This is a genomic window from Brevundimonas sp. PAMC22021, assembly GCF_019443405.1.
Classification (GTDB): domain Bacteria; phylum Pseudomonadota; class Alphaproteobacteria; order Caulobacterales; family Caulobacteraceae; genus Brevundimonas.
The window spans coordinates 715,581-731,616 of record NZ_CP080376.1; the positions used below are offsets into that span (position 1 = coordinate 715,581).

Consider the following 16,036-nt stretch of genomic DNA (forward strand, 5'->3'; position numbering starts at 1 on the left):
CCGCGGGGACGCAAGCGCCGCCGTAGGCAACCGGGCCGTGGCTCGATAGAATGAGCGAATGACCGGGGCGGATTTTGAGATCGATGAAACGCAGGGCGGGGCGGCCACCCTGCGGCTGAAGGGCGACTGGACGACCACGGGCGTCGGGCGGATGTCCGATCGGCTGAACGCCGACCTGAGCGGACGCGAGATTTCGGCGCTGGACGTCAGCGAACTGGGGCGGTTCGACACGGCCGGCGCCCTGGCCCTGGCGCAGGCTTCCAAGGGCGGGGTGCCGGACGGCGCCTGGGACCAGCGTCCCGAGGCCGGACGCATCTACAAGATGGTCGAAAAGCTCGAGCGCACCTCGACCAAGAAGCCCAAGGAAGCCGATCCCTTTACCCGCACCTTCGCCAAGGTCGGACGCGGCGTCTATGACATCGGCGCCGAGACCATCCTGTCGTTCGCCTTCCTGGGGCGGCTGATGACGGCGGTGATCGCCGCGCTGAAGCATCCGGGCCGCATCCGCTGGCCCGCCTGGGTCAGCCAGGCCGAACGCGCCGGGCTGGACGCCATGCCCATCGTGGTGGTCACCAACTTCTTCATCGGCGCGGTGATCGCCTTTATCGGCGCGGACCTGCTGACCGACTTCGGCGCGGGCGTGTTCGCCGTGCAGCTGATCGGCGTGGCCGTGTTCCGCGAGTTCGCGGTGGTGATCACGGCCGTGCTGCTGGCCGGCCGCTCCGCCTCGGCCTTTGCGGCCGAGATCGGCTCGATGCGGATGAACCAGGAGGTCGACGCCATGCAGGTCATGGGCGTCAATCCGTTCCAGGCGCTGGTGATCCCGCGCCTTGCCGCGCTGGTGGTGATGCTGCCGCTGCTGACGTTCGTGGCCATGCTGGGCGGCCTGTTCGGCGGCGCCCTGGTGTGCTGGAGCCAGCTGAACCTAGGACCCGCCTTCTTTGTGCAGCGTCTGAACGAGGACCCGATGATGGGCCAGCACCTGATGGTCGGCCTGATCAAGGCGCCCGTGTTCGCCATCGTTATCGCCGCCATCGGCGCGCGCCAGGGCATGGCGGTGGCCGGCGACGTCGAGAGCCTGGGGCGGAGAGTGACCGCGGCGGTGGTCCAGGCGATCTTCGCCATCATCTTTCTGGATGCGGTGTTCGCCCTGGTCTTCCTGGAGCTGAACCTGTGAGCGACGTGCAGGATGCTCCGGCGCCCAGCGCGCAACATGACGCCGACAAGCCCGAGACCCTGATCGAGGTGCGTGGGCTGGTCAGCCGTTTCGGCGAGAACACCATCCACGACGGCCTGGACCTCGACGTCGAGCGCGGCGAGGTGCTGGGCGTGGTGGGCGGCTCGGGCACCGGCAAGACGGTGCTGCTGAACACCATCATCGGCCTGAAAGAACCCGACGGCGGCGAAATCCGCCTGTTCGGCCACGATCGGGCGAACCTGACGAAAGAACAGGCGGCGGACATCGAGATGCGCACCGGCGTGCTGTTCCAGCAAGGCGCGCTGTTCTCGTCGCTGAGCGTGCTGGAGAACGTGGCCTCGCCGCTGGTGGAACATACCGACCTGCCCAAGGCCCAGATCTACGAACTGGCCGAGATGAAGATCGCCATGGTCGGCCTGAAGCCCGAAGCGCGCTATCTGAAGCCGGCCGAACTGTCGGGCGGAATGCGGAAGCGGGTCGGCCTGGCCCGCGCCCTGGCGCTGGATCCCGAACTGCTGTTCCTGGACGAGCCGACGGCGGGCCTGGACCCTATCGGAGCGGCGGCGTTCGATGATCTGATCCGCAACCTGTCGGACGACCTGGGTCTGACGGTGTTCATGATCACCCACGATCTCGATAGCCTGTACGCGATCTGCGACAAGGTGGCGGTGCTGGCCGACAAGGGCATCGTCGCCAAGGCGCCGGTGCAGGAACTGGAACGATCCGACCACCCGTGGATCAAGGAATACTTCCTCGGCCCGCGCGGACGCGCCGGGCAGAAGGCCGCCTGAGGAGAGCGGATCGAAATGGAAAGAGACGCCCATTACGCCGCCGTCGGCATCGCCACCGTCGCCCTTCTTGCGGCGCTGGCGGTGTTCACCATCTGGCTGGCCCGGCTGCAGTTCAACAGCGACTACGATGTCTATGACATCATCTTCTACGGGCCGGTGCGCGGCCTGTCTGAAGGCGGCGAGGTGCATTTCAACGGCATTCGCGTGGGCGAGGTCACCGACCTGAACCTCGATCCGCAAAAGGGCGATCAGGTGATCGCGCGGGTGCGGCTGGACGGCACCACGCCGGTGCGCGTCACCTCGCGCGCCCAACTCGAGCCGCAGGGAATCACCGGCCTGAACTACATCCAGATCACCGCCGGCGCGCCGAACAGCGCCATCCTGAAGGACCAGTATCCGGACAACGTCGTGCCGGTGATCCAGTCCCAGCCATCGCCGATCGCCGAGCTGCTGAACGGATCGGGCACGGTGCTGGCGCAGACGGTGGACGTGCTGAACCGCGTCAACCGGATCATGTCGGACGACAACATCCGCTCCTTCTCGACCAGCGTGCGCAATGTCGAGTCGCTGACCACCGAGCTTGAGGCGCGCAAGGGCATCTTCCTGCAGCTGGAGCAGGCGGTGGCCAGCGCCAATCGCGCGGTGCAGGAGTATGAGCAGCTGGGCATCGACGCCCGCCGCCTGATCAACAACGACGGCCGCGAAGCCATCGCCAACATCAACCAGGCCACGGCCGACGCCCGCACGGCCATCGCCTCGGTCAATCGTTCGGTCAGCGGTCTGGAAGGGCCGGTCGGCGACTTTGCGACCTCCAGCCTGCCGCAGCTGAGCCAGACCATTCAGGAACTGAACGAGGCGACCCGCTCGCTGCAGCAACTGATCGACGACGTGCGGGCCAGCCCGCGCGACTTCATCGCCCGTCCCGCCTCCAAGGAACTCGAGGTCCAGCCATGATCGGCCGCTCCGCTCTCCGTCTCGCCGTCGCCGGCGTCGGCGCCCTGACGTTGTCGGGATGCGCGCTGCTGTCGTCGCCCGAGCCGGCGCAGCTGTATCGTTTCGGCTTCACCGTCGATGCGCCCTCGCCCGAGGGACAGCGGCCGGCGCCGCTGTCGGTCTCCATTCGCCGGATCGAGTTTCCGGACGCAGCCCAGGGCGAGCGCATCCTGGGCGTCACCGGCAACGAAACGGCCTACATCGGCGGCGCACGCTGGGTGACGGCGGCGGAAAACCTGTTCGACGACGATCTGCGTTCGGCCTTCGCCTCGCGCGCCGACCAGATCCGCGTGCTGAACCGCAGCGAGCCGGGCACGCCCCCCTATGTGCTGCAGGTCACGGTCACGACCTTCGAGGCGCGCTATGCGCCGGGTGCGCAGGACGCCGCGCCGACGGTCGTGGTCACGGCCCGCGCACAGCTGCGCACCACGCCGGAGCGCAACACCGGCGATGGCGCCATCCGCCCCGAGCAGGCCGCGGCGGTTGAACGGACCTTTTCGATCAGCGAACCGGCCGCGGCCAATCGCGTGTCCGCCATCGTGGACGCCTTCGATCGCGCATCGCGCGACCTGAACAGCCAGATCGCGGACTGGACGATCCAGTCCGCGCCGGCGTCCGTGCGGCAGGGCGCGGGTCGCTAAGCGATCCTTGAGGCGGCGGCTAGGCCGCCGTCTTCAGGTGCTCCGCGACCGTGTAGGCGGCCCCGGTTTTGGCCGCGACCTCGTCCAGGGTCACGTCGTCGGCGAGTTCGACCAACTCCAGCCCCGCGCCGTCAGGCTTGACGTCAAAGGTGGCCAGGTCGGTGATGATGCGGCTGACCACGCCCGTACCGGTCAGCGGCAGGGTGCAGGCCTTCAGCACCTTGGACTGGCCGTGCTTGTTGGCGTGCTCCATCACCACCACCACGCGCTTGACGCCGGCGACCAGGTCCATGGCCCCGCCCATGCCCTTCACCAGCTTGCCTGGGATCATCCAGTTGGCGATGTCGCCGTTCTCGGCCACCTCCATGGCGCCCAGGATCGACAGGTCGATGTGGCCGCCGCGGATCATGGCGAAGCTGTCCGCCGAGCTGAAATAGGCCGACTCCGGAATCTCGGTGATGGTCTGCTTGCCGGCGTTGATCAGGTCCGGGTCCTCGTCTCCCGCATAGGGGAAGGGACCCATACCGAGCATGCCGTTCTCGCTTTGCAGCGTCACGGTCATGCCTTCGGGGATGTAGTTGGCGACCAGGGTCGGAATGCCGATGCCGAGATTGACGTAGAAGCCGTCGCCCAGCTCCTGAGCGGCGCGCTGGGCAAGCTGTTCGCGGGTGCGGGGCATGAGATCGTTCCGGGCGTGGGGTGTAGGATCAGGGGTGTGGAGGTTTAGTCGTGCTTGGCTTGTAGGGCTCGGATCAGAGCTCCGAGACCTTTGCCAAGTCGATCACACTGTTCCAAGACGGGCTGGATTTTGGTTGGCGGCGCAAGGCTGACTTCTCCTGCGATGATCAGGTGAGTCTCGAGCTCCTTCAGCGATCCTTGCGCGATCATCAGGTGTCTCACGTAGTCTTTGCGGCTTCCTCTGCCGTAACCCTCGGCAATGTTAGCAGGCACGGAGACCGCGGAGCGTCTGATTTGAGATGTAAGTCCGAACAGCTCGTCTCGCGGGAAGTCGTGGGTGATGAGGTAGCACGCTTTCACAAGGGTTATACCGTCGCTCCAGACGGTCAGCTGGCGATACGATCTCAGAGGCGAACCCATCGCCTACACCCTACACCCAGTAGCCCACACCCTTAGACCTCCGCGCGTTGCCGCACCGTGCGCTGCTCAATCCGCTTTTCCGGCGTGGTCTGGACGATGCGGTCCACATAGACGCCGGGCGTGTGGATGTGGTCGGGATCGAGCGAGCCGGTCGGCACGATCTCCTCGACCTCGGCGACCGTGACCTTGCCGGCGGTGGCCATCATCGGGTTGAAGTTGCGCGCGGTCTTGCGGAACACGAGGTTGCCGCGTTCGTCCGCCTTCCACGCCTTGACGATGGACAGGTCGGCCTTCAGCGCCGTTTCCATGACATAGGCGCGGCCATCGAAGTCACGCACCTCCTTGCCTTCGGCGACCAGGGTGCCAACGCCGGTGGCGGTGAAAAAGGCGGGGATCCCGGCGCCCCCGGCGCGGATGCGCTCGGCAAGCGTGCCCTGCGGATTGAACTCCAGCTCCAGCTCGCCGGCCAAATATTGGCGCTCGAACTCCTTGTTCTCGCCGACGTAGGACGAGATCATCTTGCGGATTTGTCGGGTTTGCAGCAGCAGGCCGAGGCCGAAATCGTCCACGCCGGCGTTGTTTGAGATGACGGTCAGGCCGGTGACGCCGCTGTCGCGCAAAGCCGCGATCAGGCCCTCGGGAATGCCGCACAGACCGAAGCCGCCTGACATGACGGTCATGCCGTCAAACGTCAGCCCGTCGAGCGCGGACCCGACGTCCGGATAGATCTTGTCCATCTCATTCCCTCATCGCCGCCTTTCGCGGTCTCGATGCGCTGATTAGGGCGGGGCGGTTGTTGCGACAAGGGCAGTCCGGCCGGGCGATCCGGCAAGCGGCAAGAAAGAACATTGATCTTTGATCTGCGGGTGTGGCAGCCTGTCGCAGCAGAACGGGGCGGCACGATGAAGACCTGGATGGCGGCGGTCGCGGCGGCGAGCCTGATAATGGTGTCGGCCGGATCGGGGCAGGCGCAGGATGTCTCGGCCAAGCCGGCCTTTGGTCAGGCGCGGCTGTCGGCCGGCTTCGATCCCGATCCCTACAGCCGGTCGATCACGGCGGGCGGCAGCATCGACGCCTCAAAGCTGGGAGGCGACTGCGACGGCTACATCGCCGATGCTCCGGATTTCAGGCTGGATTACACGGCCGGGGATTTCGAACTGACGATCATGGCCGTATCCGGAAGCGACACGACGCTGGTCATCAATACGCCGGACGGGCAGTGGGCCTGCGACGACGATAGCGGCGGCGACGGCGATCCCGCCTTCAAGTTCGGCGAACCCCAGTCCGGCGTCTACGACATCTGGGTCGGCGTGTATGGCGAGGCGGACACGGCCGAGGCGACGCTGTCGATCTCGGAACTCTGAGGTCCGGCTTCAGTCCTGCGACTGTTGTTCAAGGGTGTCGAGCACCGCCTCGGGCGCCACATCGCGCTGAAGTTCGGCAAGATCCGGCTCCTGCGCCTCATGCACACCCAGCTTTTCGGCGATGGCGGTCGCCAGGGTGATCAGCCGCGTCACCTCATGCTCGGTCAGTAGGTTGATCTGCAGGTCCAGCGACGCACGACGGTCGGCGGCGCGCGAGGCGCGGTTCTGGCTGATCAAGACAAAGGTCGACAGAAAGATCGCCTCGACCGACGCCGCCGTGGCCAGGATCACGAATGTGCGGTCGAACGGCTCAACCCCCGGAACGGCCCCCACGTTGATGGCGATCCACACCGCCAGGATCGCCAGGTGGACGTAGACAAAGATCATGCTGCCGGTGAAGGCGGTGACCCCGGCCGCCAGCTTCTCCTGGAAGCCGGCGCTGGCGTCCTCGTCCTGCTGCCGCGCCCGCAGCGCGTCGATGTTCCGCAGCAGGGCGGGGTTCAGGCCGCTGGGCCGGGGTTCGAAGGTCGGGCTGCCAGGGCTCCGGTGCGGTGTCCGGGGATCGTTCAAGCTGTGACTCGCTGAATGGCCGGCGGAGTGTCTCGGCACTGCATTGGATCGCAGGCCGGCCGCCGAAAAGAAAGAAGGCCCCGCCGATCGGCAGGGCCTCCTCATGTCGTTGCGGGCGATCAGCCGCCGGGGCGGCTTCCGGCCGAACCGGCCGTGTCGGCCTGGCCGCTGCCGGCTGAACCGGTGGTCCCGGCCGTCCCGGTCGTGCCCGTCGTGGTTCCAGCGGCGGCGCCCGGCGTGGTGCTGGCGGCGCCGGTCGAGCCGGTGGTTCCCGTCGCGCCTGTGGTTCCGGTGGTCGTGCCCGGCGTGGTCATGCTGCCCGTCGATCCGGTCATGGGCGCGGCGTTTGGATCGGTCGGCGCGGTCATGGCACCCGTTCCGGCCATGGGATCGGCGGTCGTGGCCGAGGCGCCCATGCCCGCGTCGGTCGCGGCGGGAGTCTCGGCGTCGTTGTTGTTGCCGCAGGCGGCCAGCGACAAGGCGGCGGTGCAGGCAGCTAGGGTCAGGATCGTCTTCACTTGGTGTCTCCGCTCCAATTGAAGTCTGGGAGCGTGCCGCTTCTCCGCCGGTTCCACCTTGACGGGAAGGAAAACGGACAATGAACCCATCCGGGATGAACGAGGCTGACGCGACGGCGCGCCAGCGGTGAACCAGTGCAGCCGTGACGCCTTGTTGAGTGATGACATCTCCCCGTCCCGCCGACCTCCTGTCGCTGTCCACCGCTCGGGCGCCGCACGTTCTTTCCCAGGCGGACGCCGCACGGGCTGCCGAGCAGATGTTTGGGGGGCGCTATGCCGGGTTTGAGCGCATGCGGCCGGTGTTCGAGAGCGCCGGCATCGACCAGCGCCAGACCGCCATGCCGATCGACTGGTACCTGCAGCCCAGGGGCTGGCCGGAGCGCACCGACGCTTATCTGGAGACAGGGACCGACCTGTTCGTCGCCGCGGCCAAGGCGGCGCTGGATGAGGCGGGGCTGAGCGGCGGCGACGTGGACGTGATCGTCACCGTCTCCTCCACGGGCGTCGCCACGCCCAGCCTGGAGGCGCGGGCGAGCGGGCGGATGGGCTTTCGGCCGGGCGCGGCGCGCGTTCCCGTGTTCGGTCTGGGCTGTGCGGGTGGGGCGACCGGGCTGGCGCTGGCGGGGCGGCTGGCCAGTGCTGCGCCGGGCGCGGTGGTGCTGCTGGTGGTGGTGGAACTGTGCACCCTGTCGTTCCGCACCGATGATCTCGGCAAGGCGGACATCGTGGCGACGGCCCTGTTCGGCGACGGCGCGGCCGCCTGCGTGGTGCGCAGTGGAGGCGAGGGCGGCTTCGCCCGGATCGAGGCAAGCGCCGAACATACCTGGCCGGACACGCTGGACGTGATGGGCTGGCGGGTCGATCCCACCGGGCTCGGCGTGATCTTTGACCGCGCCATCCCGCCGTTCGCCCGCAACCGCCTGAGACCCGCCGTGGTCGAGATGCTGGCAGGCCAGGGACGGACGCTTGAGGACATAGACCGCTTCATCTGCCATCCAGGCGGGATGAAGGTCATCGACGCCCTGGAAGCGGCGCTGTCGCTGGAGGTCGGTTCGCTGGACCACGAGCGAACGGTCCTGAGGGACCACGGCAACATGTCGGCGCCCACGGTGCTGCATGTGCTGGACCGCGCGCGCCGGGTGGGCCTGCCGCCGCGCTCGGTGGTGCTGGCGCTGGGACCAGGATTCACCTGCAGCACCGTGACGCTGGAGGCGCTCGCATGACGCTGGCCGTGATCGTGCTCGCCCTGGTGACGATCCAGCGGCTCGGAGAGCTGGTGCTGGCGCGCGCCAACACGCGCCGGCTGATGGCGCGTGGCGCGGTAGAGAGCGGCGCAGAGCACTACGGTTTCATTGTCGCCCTGCACGCCGCCTGGCTCATCGGCCTTTGGCTGCTGGCGTGGGACCGGCCGGTCAACCTGCCGCTGCTGCTCCTGTTCGTGCTGCTGCAAGCCGGGCGGGTCTGGGTGATCGCGACGCTGGGCCGGCGCTGGACCACGCGGATCATCACCCTGCCGGGCGAGCCCCTGGTGCGAAAGGGGCCGTTCCGCTTCGTATCTCACCCCAACTACATGGTGGTGGCGGGCGAACTGGCCGTGCTGCCGCTGGCGTTCGGCCTGCCGCTCTACGCCTTCGTCTTCACCGCGCTGAACGCCGTGATGATGTGGGTGCGCATCCGCTGCGAACAGCGGGCGTTGGATGCGGCGTCCACCTGAGACGCCGCATCCATCCGCTCCGATCGATCAGCCCGGCTGGCCGCCGCCGCCGGTGGCGCCAAAGATCTGCCCGGTCGAGTAGCTGAGGGCGGGATCGGCGGCCGCGACATAGAGGCCGGCGATCTCGGCCGGCTGGCCGGGGCGTCCCAGCGGCGCCTGGGCGCCGAACTGCTGGAGCTTTTCGGGCGTGGCGCCGCCGCTGACCTGAAGCGGGGTCCAGAATGGACCGGGCGTGACCGCGTTGACGCGGATGCCCTTGGACGCGAGTTGCTTGGCCATCGACTTGGTGAAGTTCAGCACCGCCGCCCGCGTCATGGCGTAGTCGACGAGGTCCTCGGACGGATTGCCGGCCTGTTCGGACGAGGTGTTGACGATGACGCCGCCGGCCTGCATCCGCGCCACCGCCGCCTTGGTCAGCCAGAACGGGGCATAGACGTTGGTCTTGATGGTGGCGTCGAAGTCCTCGCTGGAGATGTCGCCGATGGTCGGGCGGGTCTGCTGGCGCGCGGCGTTGTTGACCAGGATGTCCAGTCCGCCCAGTTCGCGCGCGGCCCGCTCCACCAGCTGTTGGCAGAACGCTTCGTCGCGCAGGTCGCCGGGAATGGAGACGCCCTTGCGGCCCTCGGCGCGGATCAGTTCGATGACCTCGCGCGCGTCCGGCTCTTCCTGCGGCAGGTGGTTGATGACCACATCGGCGCCCTCTCGCGCATAGGCGATGGCGGCGGCGCGACCGATGCCGCTGTCGCCGCCGGTGATCAGCGCACGCTTGCCCTGGAGCCGGCCGGAGCCGCGATAGCTGGTCTCGCCGTGATCCGGTCGCGGATTCATGCGCGACGCGAGGCCGGGCCAGGGCTGGGTCTGAACAGGGAAGGGAGGCTTTGGATAGTCGGCTGCGCGAGGCGCGGTGGGCGCGCCTGGCGGATTTTGCGGCTGCTGCTGGGCGAGAGCCGGCCCGGCCGCAGCCGCCGCGGCGCCGAGGCCCGCTGTGGCCACGAACGTGCGGCGCGCCTTGTCGATGTCGGCCATGGTGTTCTCCTGAATGGAATGCTGTTCGTTAACCGGACGATGCAGAGCCGGTTCCCAATCCGCGTGGTTCCAGATCGGAACATAACGATCCGCCCCGGATTGCCTTTCAGACCCACAAGGCCAGCCAAGAGGACAGCGACATGGAAGACAGCCGCGTTTGGGAGTTCGAGGAGAGCCTGTGGACGGCCGACGCCGACCACTATCGCGAGGCGGTGGACGACTGCTGCCTGATGGTGGTTCCCGCGGCGCCTCACGTCATGGCCGGGCCCGAGGCGATCCAGGCGGTGATCGACACCCCGCGCTGGAGCGAGGTGCGGTTCGAGCAACAAAAGGTCTCTCGTCCGCAGGAGGGGCTGATCGTGATCGCCTATCAGGTCACGGCGTCCAAGCCCGACGCCGAGGACTATACGGCCTTCTGCACCTCGACCTATCGGCGGCTGGAACACGACGTCTGGCGCGTGGTGCAGCATCAGCAAACGCCGCCGATCTCGATCAGCGAATAGGCGCCGTCAGGCGATCGGAGAGGCGTCCGTCCCGGCGCGGAGAAGCGCGGTCTCGGCGCGGGCCGATCGCAGCACGAACTTCAGCTGGTAGGTCAGAAGCCGCCAGTTCAGGGGCTTGGTGACAAAGGCGGTGGCGCCGGCCTGGAAGGCACGGTCGATGGCCTCGACGTCGTCGCGGCCGGTGGCCACGATAACGGGCAGACGCTCCCAACGCGGATCGGCCCGTAGCCTGCCGAGCAGGTCGAAGCCGTCGATGCGGGGCATCTCCAGGTCGGTGACGACCAGGTCGAAGGCGCCTTGCTCGAGCTGTTCGAGCGCCTCGACGCCGTCGCCGGCGACCTCGATTTCGGCATGGACCGAGGCCAGATTGACCTGGGCGAACTCACGCAGGATCGGATCGTCATCGACGAAGAGGATGCGGACATCCTCGTCCAGGACATAGAAAAAGCCGCTCACTGCAAGGCCTCGCACTCTGTCCGGGCGCGCCCGAACCACGCCACCGTCCTTAAGCAGCGGGTCATTAACGTGTCGTATCGGTAGAGCACCGAACCACGACACGAGCGCCGCCTTGCCGAAGACCCAGACCATCGCGCGCAAACTCGCCAAGCTGGTGCTGACGGCGCTGGGCGTCTCCTTCGCGGTGACGGCGCTGACCGCCGCCTGGATGGATGCGACGGCGCAGGCGCGGCTGGAAAGCGAGCGCCTGGTGCAGACCGCGCGGGTGATCGGCTCCTTGTCGGCGGAGGCGGTGGCCCAAAAGGACCGCGCCGGCGCGTTCCAGGCCGTGCGGTCGATCTCCCAGATGCCAAGCCTCAGCTATGCGCGGCTGGAAACGCGCGAAGGGTTCCTGCTGGCCGAGACCGGGTCGGGCGCGCGGCTGCTGTCGGACCTCAGCGTCGAACGCGACGGCCGACCCTCGCTCTGGCAGACCTTGAGGACGGGATCGATCGAAGCGTCGGCGCCGGTGCTGTGGGAGGGAACGGAGGTCGGCAAGGTGACGCTGTTCGGCCGCACGCCGGACCTGCGAACCCGCATTCTGGCGGCCTTGCTGCCGACATTGCTGGGCGCGCTGGTGGCCATGCTGGCGGCGCTTGTCGTGGCGCTGCGGATGGCGCGCAAGATCAGCGCGCCCATCGTCGCCCTTGCCGGGCAGATCGGCGAGGTGCGGCGCACCAGCCGCTTCGAGGCGCAGGGCGACATCGCCGCCGACGGCGAGGTGCGGGACCTGGTGGACGGCTTCAAGGATCTGCTCGGCAGCATCCGCGAACGCGACGCCCGGATCGCCGATCAGATCGACAACCTGGAGGCGGAGGTCGCCAGCCGGACGGTCGAGTTGTCGGACGCCAAGCAGGAGGCCGAGGCCGCCAACGCCGCCAAGTCCGACTTCCTGGCGGTGATGAGCCATGAGATCCGCACGCCGCTGAACGGCATCCTGGCGCTCAGCGACCTGCTGGCGCGCACCGCCCTGCCGCCCAAGGCGAAGCGATACGCCGACATCATCTCGAACTCGGGCCGGTCGCTGCTGAACATCATCAACGAGATCCTGGACTTCTCCAAGGTCGAGGCGGGCAAGCTGGAGCTCGAGGCGATCGAGACCGATTTGGGCGAACTGATCGAGGACGTGGCCGACCTGTTCGCGGTCAAGGCGCAGGAAAAGGGGCTCGATCTCGCGACCTATGTCGATCCGACGCTGGGCTCGGTCGCCGCCGACCCGGTGCGCCTGCGTCAGGTGGTCAGCAATCTGCTCAACAATGCGCTGAAGTTCACCGAAACGGGCGGCGTGCTGCTGTCGGTGGAGCGCGCGGGCGAGCCGGGGCGGATTCGGATCAGCGTGGAGGACACCGGCCCGGGCATCCCGGCGGACCGTCTGCCGACGCTGTTCGAAGCCTTCACTCAGGCAGACCAGTCGACCACGCGGCGCTATGGCGGGACGGGTCTGGGCCTGACCATCTGCGACCGGCTGGTCGGCGCCATGGGCGGGCGCTGGGAGTTGGACAGCGTGGTCGGTCAGGGATCGACCTTTGCCTTCTCCCTGCCGGTCAGCGAGGTTTCGGCAGCGGCTGCCCCCATGTCGGCGCCGGCCGGATGGTCGGTGGGGCTCGGCGCGCTGGATGTCATGACCGGGCGCGCCGTGCGGCGATACCTGGGCGCCTACGGCGTGTCGGAAGCGCCTTTGGAAGTCGCGAACGCCACCTTGGTCGGACCGAACGAAGAGGTCGCGGGCCTCGGCGTCAGGATCGGCGCGAAGGGCGGAGACGACGATAGCAGTCTCGCGAGGCCCTTGCGACGCGCGGTGCTGGAGCATGCGCTGCAGGAACTGCAGCAAGGGCGCAAGCCGGAATGGTCGGGGGCGATTGCGCAGACCGGGGCTGGGGTGGCCTTCCCGGGCGTGCGGGTGCTGGTGGTCGATGACTCCGAGGTGAATCGCGAGGTGGCGTCGGAGGCTCTTGCGAGCCTCGGGATCGAGGCGGACACGGCCGTGGACGGGCTGGAGGCGGTGACGCGCGTGGCCGGCGAGCGGTTCGACTTGGTGCTGATGGACGGCTCCATGCCGGTCATGGACGGCTTCGAGGCGGCGCGACGCATCCGCGCGCAGGAGCAGGCGGAAGGGCGTTCGCCCACGCCGATCTACGCCCTGACCGCTCACGTCATCGGCGCGGCGGCCCAGGCTTGGCGCGAGGCCGGCATGAACGGCGTGGTGCACAAGCCCTTCACCACCAATGATCTGGTGGAGGTGCTGAACGCAGTCTGCGGCGACCGCTCGCAAGCCGCGATCGCTGCGGCGCCGCAGTCGGCGGCCGAGCCTGTCGCTGTCAGCGCCGACGACCTGTTCGATGCAGCGACCCGCGCCGATCTTCAACGCATGGCCCAGCAGGGGCGGCCGGACTTCGTGGAGCGGGTCGAGCGGCTGTACCTCGACAATGCGCCGCTGCGCCTGGCCGAACTGACGGCCGCGGCCGGCGACGGACAGCTGGACGCCGTCGCGCGCGCCGCGCACGCGCTGAAGTCCATGAGCCTGAGCCTTGGCGCTCGCGTTGTGGCCGCCCTGGCCGCCGGCATGGAAGCCTCCGCGCGGCAGGGCGAGGCGATCTCGGCCGAACAGGTGGAGGCGATCGCCGACTGCCTGGACCGCACGATGCTCGAACTGGGCGGGGCGCCGGCCGAGCCGTCCGGACCATTGGCCGAGCTGGAGCAGGGGCTGGCGTGCGGCGAGTTGGAGATGCACTATCAGGCGCTGATGAACCCCAAGGGCGAGTTCAGCGGCAAGGTCGAGGCGCTGGTGCGCTGGACCTGTTCGCGGCAGGGCCGGCGCTCTCCCGCCGACTTCATTCCCGCTCTGGAGAAGGCGGGCGCCATCGCCCGGTTGACGGACTTCGCGCTGGAGCGGGCGATGACCGACATCCTGCCGCTGGTCGAGGTGCGCGTGTCGATCAACGCCTCGGCGGACGAGTTCCAGTCCGCCGACTTCGCCGATCGGGTCGCGGCCGTGATGCGCAAGGTCGGCTTCCCGCCGGAGCGGCTGGAGATCGAGGTCACCGAAACGGCCATGCTGAACCTCGACTCGGCGCGGCAATCCATCGAGGCGCTGAGGGCGTTGGGCGTCGGCGTGGCCCTGGACGACTTCGGCGCGGGTTTCACCAGCCTGCATGCGCTGCGCGACCTGAAGTTTGCGACGCTGAAGGTCGACGCCAGCTTTATCGCCAAATGCTGCGAGGACACGGCGTCCGCCGCGATCCTGCACGCCGTGATCAGCGTGGGCCGGGCGCTGGGCATGAAGGTGGTGTGCGAGGGCGTGGAGACGGCGGAGCAGGCCAGCTTCCTGCGCATCGCCGGCGCGCATCTGCTGCAGGGCTACCACTTCCACCGCCCGCAGCCGGTGGGCGATCTGGCCGAGACGCTCGGCCTGCAAGGCGACGTCAGGGACGTGGCTTAGGGCCGGGCCCCATAAACAGGACTCCCGGCGATCGTGGATTGTGATTTCCGTCCGTGGAAACAGGAGGACGGACATCGCTTCGGGAGTTCTGGCTGACGAATGCGCAGTTCGAGCGGCTTCGGCCGTTGCCGCCGAACACGCCGCGCGGCGCGCCACGGGTGGATGATCGGCGGGTGATCTCGGGCATAGTCCATGTGCTGATCAGCGGAAGACGCTATAATTATGCATTTGCGACGCCTGCTGTTGGATCGTGGAACCCGCCGCGTCATCCCAAACAGCCCTTGTCGCAAGAACCTCCCCGCCTTCGGCCCGCAAGCCGGTAAGCGCCGAAACCGCGTCGAACGCGCCTTCTGCCGCATCAAGGACTTTCGACGCGTCGCTACCCGATACGACAAACTGCGCCGCCGCAATCGCTCTCGCCGCAATCATCTCTTGGTGGTTGTGAGTCTAAGGGCCTAGACATCGGACAAAGGGGAAGGGGGCCTCAGCGCCCCCTTTTTCGCAGCCACATGGCGGCGTCGGCCTCGGCCAGCCAGACTTCGGCGTCCGAGTGACCATCCCAGCCGCGCACGCCGAAGGAGCCGCCCAGGCCGGTCGGCTGCCCGTCCCAGACGAAACCGTCGCCTTCCAGCGCGGCCCTCAGCTGGCGCGCCTTGGCGCGTCCTTCCTCTACGCCGGCGTTCAGCATCAGAAGCGCGAATTCATCGCCGCCGAGCCGCCCGACCGCGTCCGATTCGCGCACGTTGGACATCAACAGCCGTGCGACATGCACCAGCGCCGCGTCGCCCGCCGCATGCCCCAGCCGGTCGTTGACGCCCTTGAAGCCGTCCAGATCGAGGTAGAGCAGGGCGGCCGGCACGCAGTGGCGCTGGCAATAGGCCATGGTCCGGTTCAGCGCCTCTACAAAGCCGCGCCGATTCAGAGCGGGGGTCAGGACGTCGTGATCGGCGGCGGCCTCGGCGGCTTCGGCGCGCGCCTTCCAGGCGTCGAGCTCGGCGCGCAGGCGCGTGATCTCGGCCTGGGGATCGAACTCCGCCACGTCTGTCGGGGCTGGGGTCAAGGGTGTGGCGGCTCCGGACGGGCGCGACTCAACCGGGTCACGCTGTTTTGCAATGCTAGCGCGCTTGGTTGCGGGCGCAACGCGCGTGCTGTAACGGGCGGCCTTTCCGGCAGAAGGGCTTGGCCGTGACCGCACCCGACACTTCCGCACCGCCCGTCGCCATCATCATGGGCAGCCGGTCGGACTGGCCGACGATGAAGCTGGCGGCCGAGCGGCTGGATCAGCTGGGCGTGGGCTGGACCGCAAAGGTCGTCAGCGCCCACCGGACGCCGCAGCGACTGGTCGAGTTCGCGAGCGGAGCCAAGGCGCAAGGGATCAAGGTCGTGATCGCCGGCGCCGGCGGCGCGGCGCACCTGCCAGGCATGGCCGCCTCCATGACCGACCTGCCGGTGCTGGGCGTGCCGGTGAAGTCCAAGGCGCTGAAGGGGCTCGATTCGCTGCTGTCCATCGTGCAGATGCCGGCGGGCGTGCCGGTCGCGACCCTGGCCATCGGCGAGGCGGGCGCCGCCAACGCCGGCATCCTGGCGGCGCAGATACTGGCGCTGAGCGATTCCGCCCTCGCCGAGCGGCTGAGCGCCTTTCGCGCCGCGCAGACCGAGGGCGTTGCCGAAACGGTCGAGGACTGA

Annotated in this window: 18 protein-coding genes and 1 pseudogene; 11 read left to right on the forward strand and 8 right to left on the reverse strand. The window is 68.2% G+C overall.

The genetic code is table 11. The features are described from left to right. Positions 1 to 58 precede the first annotated feature (58 nt). The 4 genes from KY493_RS03470 to KY493_RS03485 are packed head-to-tail and all read left to right on the forward strand — an operon-like array spanning position 59 to position 3,623. A complete protein-coding gene (locus KY493_RS03470) occupies positions 59 to 1,177 on the forward strand; it encodes an ABC transporter permease (protein WP_219897606.1) in 1,119 nt (372 codons plus the stop codon). A gap of 5 nt (positions 1,178 to 1,182) precedes the next feature. Then, the gene (locus KY493_RS03475) at positions 1,183 to 1,989 is read left to right on the forward strand and encodes an ABC transporter ATP-binding protein (RefSeq protein ID WP_219898302.1); all 807 of its coding nucleotides are present in this window, start codon (positions 1,183 to 1,185) and stop codon (positions 1,987 to 1,989) included. Positions 1,990 to 2,004: 15 nt separating this feature from the next. Then, positions 2,005 to 2,943 (forward strand): MlaD family protein, encoded by a 939-nt coding sequence (locus KY493_RS03480; RefSeq protein WP_219897607.1) that lies wholly within the window; start codon positions 2,005 to 2,007, stop codon positions 2,941 to 2,943. After that, complete coding sequence (locus tag KY493_RS03485; protein ID WP_219897608.1) at positions 2,940 to 3,623, forward strand: ABC-type transport auxiliary lipoprotein family protein; 684 nt, start codon at positions 2,940 to 2,942, stop codon at positions 3,621 to 3,623. The genes KY493_RS03480 and KY493_RS03485 overlap by 4 nt, the downstream gene beginning before the upstream one ends. Positions 3,624 to 3,642: 19 nt before the next feature. Here KY493_RS03485 and KY493_RS03490 read toward each other — a convergent pair whose 3' ends face one another. From KY493_RS03490 to KY493_RS03500, 3 genes are read right to left on the reverse strand one after another with little or no spacing between them, the layout of a single operon-like run. Further along, positions 3,643 to 4,302 carry a 3-oxoacid CoA-transferase subunit B gene (locus KY493_RS03490; RefSeq protein WP_219897609.1) on the reverse strand — a complete coding sequence of 220 codons (660 nt, stop codon included), beginning with the start codon at positions 4,300 to 4,302 and terminating at the stop codon, positions 3,643 to 3,645. 44 nt (positions 4,303 to 4,346) lie between these two features. Then, complete coding sequence (locus KY493_RS03495; protein WP_219897610.1) at positions 4,347 to 4,721, reverse strand: four helix bundle protein; 375 nt, start codon at positions 4,719 to 4,721, stop codon at positions 4,347 to 4,349. 32 nt (positions 4,722 to 4,753) lie between these two features. Further along, complete coding sequence (locus tag KY493_RS03500) at positions 4,754 to 5,458, reverse strand: CoA transferase subunit A (protein ID WP_219897611.1); 705 nt, start codon at positions 5,456 to 5,458, stop codon at positions 4,754 to 4,756. A gap of 111 nt (positions 5,459 to 5,569) precedes the next feature. On the opposite strand from KY493_RS03500, the gene KY493_RS03505 reads away from it, so the two are divergent. Further along, a complete protein-coding gene (locus tag KY493_RS03505) occupies positions 5,570 to 6,085 on the forward strand; it encodes a peptidase S1 (protein WP_255568004.1) in 516 nt (171 codons plus the stop codon). A gap of 9 nt (positions 6,086 to 6,094) precedes the next feature. On the opposite strand, the gene KY493_RS03510 is transcribed toward KY493_RS03505, so the two are convergent. After that, positions 6,095 to 6,655: a DUF1003 domain-containing protein gene (locus KY493_RS03510; protein WP_219897612.1), complete on the reverse strand. Its 561-nt coding sequence runs from the start codon at positions 6,653 to 6,655 to the stop codon at positions 6,095 to 6,097. Positions 6,656 to 6,774: 119 nt separating this feature from the next. Further along, positions 6,775 to 7,173: a hypothetical protein gene (locus KY493_RS03515; RefSeq protein WP_219897613.1), complete on the reverse strand. Its 399-nt coding sequence runs from the start codon at positions 7,171 to 7,173 to the stop codon at positions 6,775 to 6,777. Positions 7,174 to 7,334: 161 nt separating this feature from the next. Between KY493_RS03515 and KY493_RS03520 the strand changes: the two genes are divergently transcribed. Both KY493_RS03520 and KY493_RS03525 read left to right on the forward strand, forming a co-directional pair. Further along, complete coding sequence (locus KY493_RS03520; RefSeq protein ID WP_219897614.1) at positions 7,335 to 8,396, forward strand: type III polyketide synthase; 1,062 nt, start codon at positions 7,335 to 7,337, stop codon at positions 8,394 to 8,396. Beyond that, on the forward strand, positions 8,393 to 8,887 hold the full coding sequence (locus KY493_RS03525) for an isoprenylcysteine carboxyl methyltransferase family protein (protein ID WP_219897615.1): 495 nt from the start codon (positions 8,393 to 8,395) through the stop codon (positions 8,885 to 8,887). Before KY493_RS03520 ends, KY493_RS03525 begins: the two co-directional genes overlap by 4 nt. A 27-nt stretch (positions 8,888 to 8,914) precedes the next feature. Here the strand turns inward: KY493_RS03525 and KY493_RS03530 are convergent, their stop codons facing one another. Next, a complete protein-coding gene (locus tag KY493_RS03530; RefSeq protein WP_255568005.1) occupies positions 8,915 to 9,913 on the reverse strand; it encodes an SDR family oxidoreductase in 999 nt (332 codons plus the stop codon). A 140-nt stretch (positions 9,914 to 10,053) separates the two neighbouring features. Between KY493_RS03530 and KY493_RS03535 the strand changes: the two genes are divergently transcribed. Then, positions 10,054 to 10,416 (forward strand): DUF4440 domain-containing protein, encoded by a 363-nt coding sequence (locus KY493_RS03535; RefSeq protein ID WP_219897616.1) that lies wholly within the window; start codon positions 10,054 to 10,056, stop codon positions 10,414 to 10,416. A gap of 6 nt (positions 10,417 to 10,422) precedes the next feature. On the opposite strand, the gene KY493_RS03540 is transcribed toward KY493_RS03535, so the two are convergent. After that, the gene (locus KY493_RS03540) at positions 10,423 to 10,872 is read right to left on the reverse strand and encodes a PleD family two-component system response regulator (RefSeq protein ID WP_219897617.1); all 450 of its coding nucleotides are present in this window, start codon (positions 10,870 to 10,872) and stop codon (positions 10,423 to 10,425) included. Positions 10,873 to 10,984: 112 nt separating this feature from the next. Between KY493_RS03540 and KY493_RS03545 the strand changes: the two genes are divergently transcribed. Both KY493_RS03545 and KY493_RS14420 read left to right on the forward strand, forming a co-directional pair. After that, on the forward strand, positions 10,985 to 14,350 hold the full coding sequence (locus tag KY493_RS03545) for an EAL domain-containing protein (RefSeq protein ID WP_219897618.1): 3,366 nt from the start codon (positions 10,985 to 10,987) through the stop codon (positions 14,348 to 14,350). Between the two features lie 321 nt (positions 14,351 to 14,671). Further along, positions 14,672 to 14,809 (forward strand): annotated as a pseudogene (locus KY493_RS14420) (IS5/IS1182 family transposase); the annotation flags it as partial. A gap of 25 nt (positions 14,810 to 14,834) precedes the next feature. Here the strand turns inward: KY493_RS14420 and KY493_RS03555 are convergent. Next, positions 14,835 to 15,410, reverse strand: a complete 576-nt coding sequence (locus KY493_RS03555; RefSeq protein ID WP_219897619.1) for a GGDEF domain-containing protein — start codon at positions 15,408 to 15,410, stop codon at positions 14,835 to 14,837. Positions 15,411 to 15,577: 167 nt separating this feature from the next. On the opposite strand from KY493_RS03555, the gene purE reads away from it, so the two are divergent. Then, a complete protein-coding gene (gene purE, locus KY493_RS03560; protein ID WP_219898308.1) occupies positions 15,578 to 16,036 on the forward strand; it encodes a 5-(carboxyamino)imidazole ribonucleotide mutase in 459 nt (152 codons plus the stop codon).